6 protein-coding genes are annotated in these 4,787 nt (G+C 63.0%); all 6 read right to left on the bottom strand.

What is annotated here, in order from left to right; all coding sequences use genetic code 11:
• Positions 1-197: 197 nt before the first annotated feature.
• The 6 genes from ACLPJJ_RS10290 to ACLPJJ_RS10265 all read right to left on the bottom strand — a co-directional run bounded on the left by ACLPJJ_RS10290 (position 198) and on the right by ACLPJJ_RS10265 (position 4,779).
• Positions 198-482, bottom strand: a complete 285-nt coding sequence (locus ACLPJJ_RS10290; RefSeq protein WP_443590884.1) for a YidB family protein — start codon at positions 480-482, stop codon at positions 198-200.
• 73 nt (positions 483-555) lie between these two features.
• Entirely contained in the window at positions 556-894 is a 339-nt protein-coding gene (locus tag ACLPJJ_RS10285; RefSeq protein ID WP_443590883.1) for a hypothetical protein, read from the bottom strand.
• 5 nt (positions 895-899) lie between these two features.
• A complete protein-coding gene (locus ACLPJJ_RS10280) occupies positions 900-1,268 on the bottom strand; it encodes a Rieske (2Fe-2S) protein (protein ID WP_443590882.1) in 369 nt (122 codons plus the stop codon).
• A 127-nt stretch (positions 1,269-1,395) separates the two neighbouring features.
• Positions 1,396-1,839 (bottom strand): GNAT family N-acetyltransferase, encoded by a 444-nt coding sequence (locus ACLPJJ_RS10275; protein WP_443590881.1) that lies wholly within the window; start codon positions 1,837-1,839, stop codon positions 1,396-1,398.
• 66 nt (positions 1,840-1,905) lie between these two features.
• A complete protein-coding gene (locus tag ACLPJJ_RS10270; RefSeq protein ID WP_443590886.1) occupies positions 1,906-4,557 on the bottom strand; it encodes a valine--tRNA ligase in 2,652 nt (883 codons plus the stop codon).
• Positions 4,558-4,650: 93 nt separating this feature from the next.
• Positions 4,651-4,779, bottom strand: coding sequence for a DUF2497 domain-containing protein (locus tag ACLPJJ_RS10265; protein ID WP_443590885.1), 129 nt, complete (start codon positions 4,777-4,779; stop codon positions 4,651-4,653).
• Between the last annotated feature and the right edge of the window lie 8 nt (positions 4,780-4,787).

Raw genomic sequence — 4,787 nt, 5'->3', positions numbered from 1 at the left:
GGCCGCACCATGCCGGACCCGGCCATCATGAACTCGATGTCGATGTAACCTGTTTCCGCCTCGGCGGACTGAGAGACGCGGCCCCGCAAGGGGCCGCGTTTTTTATTTCCCGTGCCTCAGGTGCTGGCGCTGTCGTCCGGCGCAGGCGCGTTCTGGGCAAGATGCTGGGTGATGGCGGGGAGATGCTGGGCGATGAGCTAGCTCGCCTGCTGCGGGTCGATGCCGAGCTTCGCCGCCACAGCCTGCACCGCCGGCTGGCCCAGCACCTGCTGCACCGTATCGGCGTCGATGGGCAGGCCCTGCCCGCCGGTCCAGGAGGCGATATGCGCCCCGAGCCCGCTCTGCTCGAACTGCGCCGTAAGCCCGCCCAGGCCGCCTACGCCCTGCTCCTCCAGGCTCTGCATCAGCGGCCCGGCCACTTGCCCGGCCTCGCTCCCCAGGGCGTTGTGAACGAGATTGGAAATGCTGTCGAAAAGGCCCATGGTACCAACTCCCTCGTTTTGGAGCCGCCACTCTACACGCAAACCCTCAGTCTGTACCGGATTCCAAATAATTTCACGTGCGCCAGAAGGTCATCAGCAGCCCGCCGGCCAGAATCAGCCCGCCCCCGGCAAGTATCGGCAGGCTCGGCCGCATGCCGAACGCGAACAGATTGATGAGCTGCGCCACGACGAAGAACAGCGAAACATACACGCCCAGCAGCCGCCCGAAATCCCAGGGCGGCAGGTTCACGGTCACGCCATAGGTGAACAGCACCAGCGCCGCGGCGCCGAAGATGCCAAGGCGGACAAGCGGCACGGCCTGGGAATGCAGCGCCGTGCGGGCCAGCGCATCTCCCCCGGCCTCCAGCGTGGCGGCGAGCGCGAGCAGCAGCAAAATCGCGAAGTTGTTCATGTCCGTCACGGCAGCTTGGCAAACACCCACCCGTCTTGTTCGGTGACGGCGATGATCTTTAAATCCGCCGGGGGTTTGCCCACGGCCAGCACCTTATGGCTCCAGCCCGGCATCTTCGCGCCCAGCACGGAACTCGCCCAGGCCAGGTTCTTGCCGGAGCAGATATCGAACCTGGAGCCGTGGAACGGACAGGTGATGGCACCGCCGCTGATCTTCCCCCGTGCCAGCGAGAGTCCCATATGCGGGCATTTGTTCTCGAACGCGCATACCGTGCCGTTCACGCGGGTGATCGCCACGTTGTGCCCGGCGGCGCTGGAGATACGAACGATGCCTTCGATGATCTCAGCGGATCTGGCGACTTCAATCAGGCTCATACCGGCAGCTCCTGGATTGTGAGGCAAGCAGGGCCAGCATGCCCCGGAAATGTCAGACCGGGTATGAAATATTCGCGCGGGAGCCCTGCAACGGTGCGCCGTTGCAGAATGGCTACAGAGCCGGAGCCTAAAAATTCTTCCGGTACTGGATGAAGCCCGATTTTTCGGCGATCTTGTCGTAGAGCGCCTGCGCTGTCTTGTTGGTCTCGTGCGTCAGCCAGTACACTCGGGAGGCCTTCTTCTCCTGCGCCTTGGCGTACACGGCCTCGATGAGCGCGCGGCCCACGCCCCTGCCCCGCGCCGGCGGCGCGGTGAACAGGTCCTCCAGGTAGCACACATCATCCAGGCACCAGGTGTTGCGGTGGAAGATGTAATGCACCAGCCCCAGCAGCACGCCATTGGCCTCCGCCACCAGCGCATGCACCGGCTCGGCGGGGTCGAAGAAGCGGCTCCAGGTCTTCTCGGTAATCTCCGGCGCCAGATCAGGCACCTTGTAGAATTCCAGATAGCCCTGCCACAGCACCGCCCATTGCGCGCGGTCTTCGGGGCGGATGTCACGAACCAGCATCATACATCTCCATAAACGCGCCCCCCTATGATGGTAAATTCGAGATTTACCATCAGGACGCGCACGACGTTACGAAATCCGCGCCAGCGCCGCTTCCAGCCGCTTCACTTCTTCACCAAAATTTCGAAGCCTGTCCTGATGCTCCATCAGCACTTCCTCTGGAGCGCGGGCAACAAAATCGGCGTTCGCTAGCTTGTGTTCAACTTTAGAGAGTTCGGATTGTGCTTTAGCTAGCGCGTTGGCCAAACGCTTACGCTCAGCGTCGAAATCAATCAGGCCTTCTAGCGGTAAGACGATAGTAGCGTCCGGCAAGATCACTTGCGCAGCTGCCTTTGGCACTTCCCCCGAAAGCCTCTCAATTTCCGCGGCCCGAGCCATCCGTGAGAAGGCCTCATGCCACCGATTCACTAATCCCCAGGTAAAGTTATCAATATCCTTGAACAAAAGCGGCGACTTCACCGAGGGGGGCACATTCATTTCCGAACGAACAGTTCTGACTTCAGAGATCATATTCATAATCATCTGAACTTCTACGCTATCTAGCGCAGCCTTCCCCTTCGCTTCGGAATCTGGCCATATTTCCTTCGGCCAGGGCGCGTTGATCAGCGAGCACTCAGGCCCGTAGCCAAAATAATCCCACAACTCCTCGGTCACGTACGGGATCAGCGGGTGCATCAGCCGCAGCAGCACGCCCAGCACATAAGCCGCAGTGTCGCGGATTTCCGCCGCGTCGTCAGTCGCAAAACCCGGCTTGGCGAATTCGATGAACCAGTCGCAGAAATTGTCCCACACGAGGCGGTAGCAGCTCTGCGCATAGGCGCTAACCTGGAAAGCGTCGAGCGCCGCCGTTCCAGCCGCGACAGCCTCGTTCGTCTGCGCCAGAATCCACCGGCAGAGCGGCAGTTTCGCCTCTTCTGGCCTGAACGCCGGATTCGGCTTCACCCCGTTCATCTCCAGGAAGCGCGCGGCGTTCCAAATCTTCGTGATGAACGCACGGTTATTCTCGACGATCTTCTGCCCGAGCTTCACATCCCGCCCCTGCCCGGCGGCAGCGGCCACGGAGTAGCGCAGGGCGTCGGCGCCATAGGCGTCGATCAGCGTCAGCGGGTCCAGGACATTGCCTTTGGACTTGGACATCTTTTGCCCCTTCTCGTCGCGCACCAGGCCGTGAATGTACACGGTGCGGAAGGGGACATCGCCCATGAAGTGCATGCCCATCATGATCATCCGGGCGACCCAGAAGAAGATGATGTCGAAGCCCGTCACCAACGTGTCGGTCGGGTAGTACTTCTCCAGCTCCGGCGTCTTTTCCGGCCAGCCGAGGGTCGAGAACGGCCACAGCGCCGAGCTGAACCAGGTGTCCAGCACGTCCTCGTCCTGCGCCAGCTTCACACCCTCGCCCGCCTGCGCCTGCGCCTCGGCCTCGGTGCGCGCCACGTAAACCTTGCCGCTCTCATCGTACCAGGCCGGGATGCGGTGCCCCCACCAGAGCTGGCGCGAGATGCACCAGGGCTGGATGTCGCGCATCCAGGCGAAGAAGGTGTTCTCCCATTGCTGCGGCACGAATTTGATGTCGCCGTTTTCCACCGCCTTGATGGCCGGCTGCGCCAGCACCCAGGCGTTGCAGTACCATTGCGTGGTCAGCAGCGGCTCGATGACGGAGCCCGAGCGGTCGCCATGCGGCACGGTATGCGGGTGCGGCTTCACCTCCACCAGCAACTCGCGCGCCTCCAGCTCCGCCACGATCTCCTTGCGCGCCACGAAGCGGTCCTTGCCCTCCAGCGAACGCACGAATTCCGGCAGTTCGCCGAGTTCGGCCAGCGTCACCTTGCCCTGCCTGTCCAGCATCGAGGGCATGGGCAGGCCATGGCGTTTGCCGACCTCGAAATCGTTGAAGTCATGCGCCGGAGTGATCTTCACAGCACCCGTGCCCTTCTCCGGATCAGCATATTCATCCGCGATGATGGGGATGCGCCGCTCCGTCAGCGGCAGAACCACATGCCGGCCGATCAAATGCTTGAATTTCTCGTTCTCAGGGTGCACCGCCACGGCGGTATCCGCCAGCATCGTCTCGGGCCGGGTGGTGGCGACGATGATCTCCTCGCCCCCATCCACGGGGTAGCGGATGTGCCACATATGCCCCTTGGTCTCGCGGCTCTCGACCTCAAGGTCGGAGATCGCGGTTCCCAGCACCGTGTCCCAGTTCACCAGTCGCTTGTCCTGGTAGATCAGCCCCTGCTCGAACAGGGTGCAGAACACCTCGCGCACCGCGTCGGAGAGCCCGTCATCCATGGTGAAGCGTTCGCGTGCCCAGTCCGGCGAGGCGCCGAGCCGGCGCAGCTGCTGCGTGATGGTGCCGCCGGATTCCGCCTTCCACTGCCATACGCGGGAAAGGAACGTCTCGCGCCCAAGCTGCTTGCGGCTCACGCCTTCCTTGTCCAGCAGCCGCTCCACCACCATCTGCGTGGCGATGCCGGCATGGTCGGTGCCCGGCTGCCACAGCACATCGCGCCCCTGCATGCGGCGGAAACGGACGAAGATGTCCTGCAGCGTCATGGTCAGCGCGTGGCCGACGTGCAGGCTGCCCGTCACGTTGGGCGGTGGGATCATGATGGTGTAGGGCGAAGCGGAGGATTCCGGGTTGGCCGCGAAGGCGCCGGACTGTTCCCAACCACGATAGAGCCGCGCCTCAACCGAGGCCGGCTCGAAAGTCTTTTCCAATGTCGTCAAGGCAAACTCCGGCGCCGCCTGGGCGGCGCGCGCATAAGCGGTTGTCGTGCCGCCCGGAGGGCGCCGCGCGGCACGGAAGGCAGATTACATACGGTCGATGACGCGCCCGATCTCGGCGCGCACCACGCGCTCGACCAGGCTCGGCAGATGCGAGTCCAGCCAGGACTTCAGCACCGGCTTGATCTCCTCGCGTACCAGGTCCTCGATCGTCACACCCGGAC

Origin of the sequence: Acidocella sp. (assembly GCF_052326845.1) — a bacterium.
In the GTDB taxonomy this organism is placed as follows: Bacteria; Pseudomonadota; Alphaproteobacteria; order Acetobacterales; family Acetobacteraceae; genus Acidocella.
The sequence above is the reverse complement of the archived record's forward strand: the minus strand, read 5'-3'. Positions and strand labels throughout refer to the sequence as shown.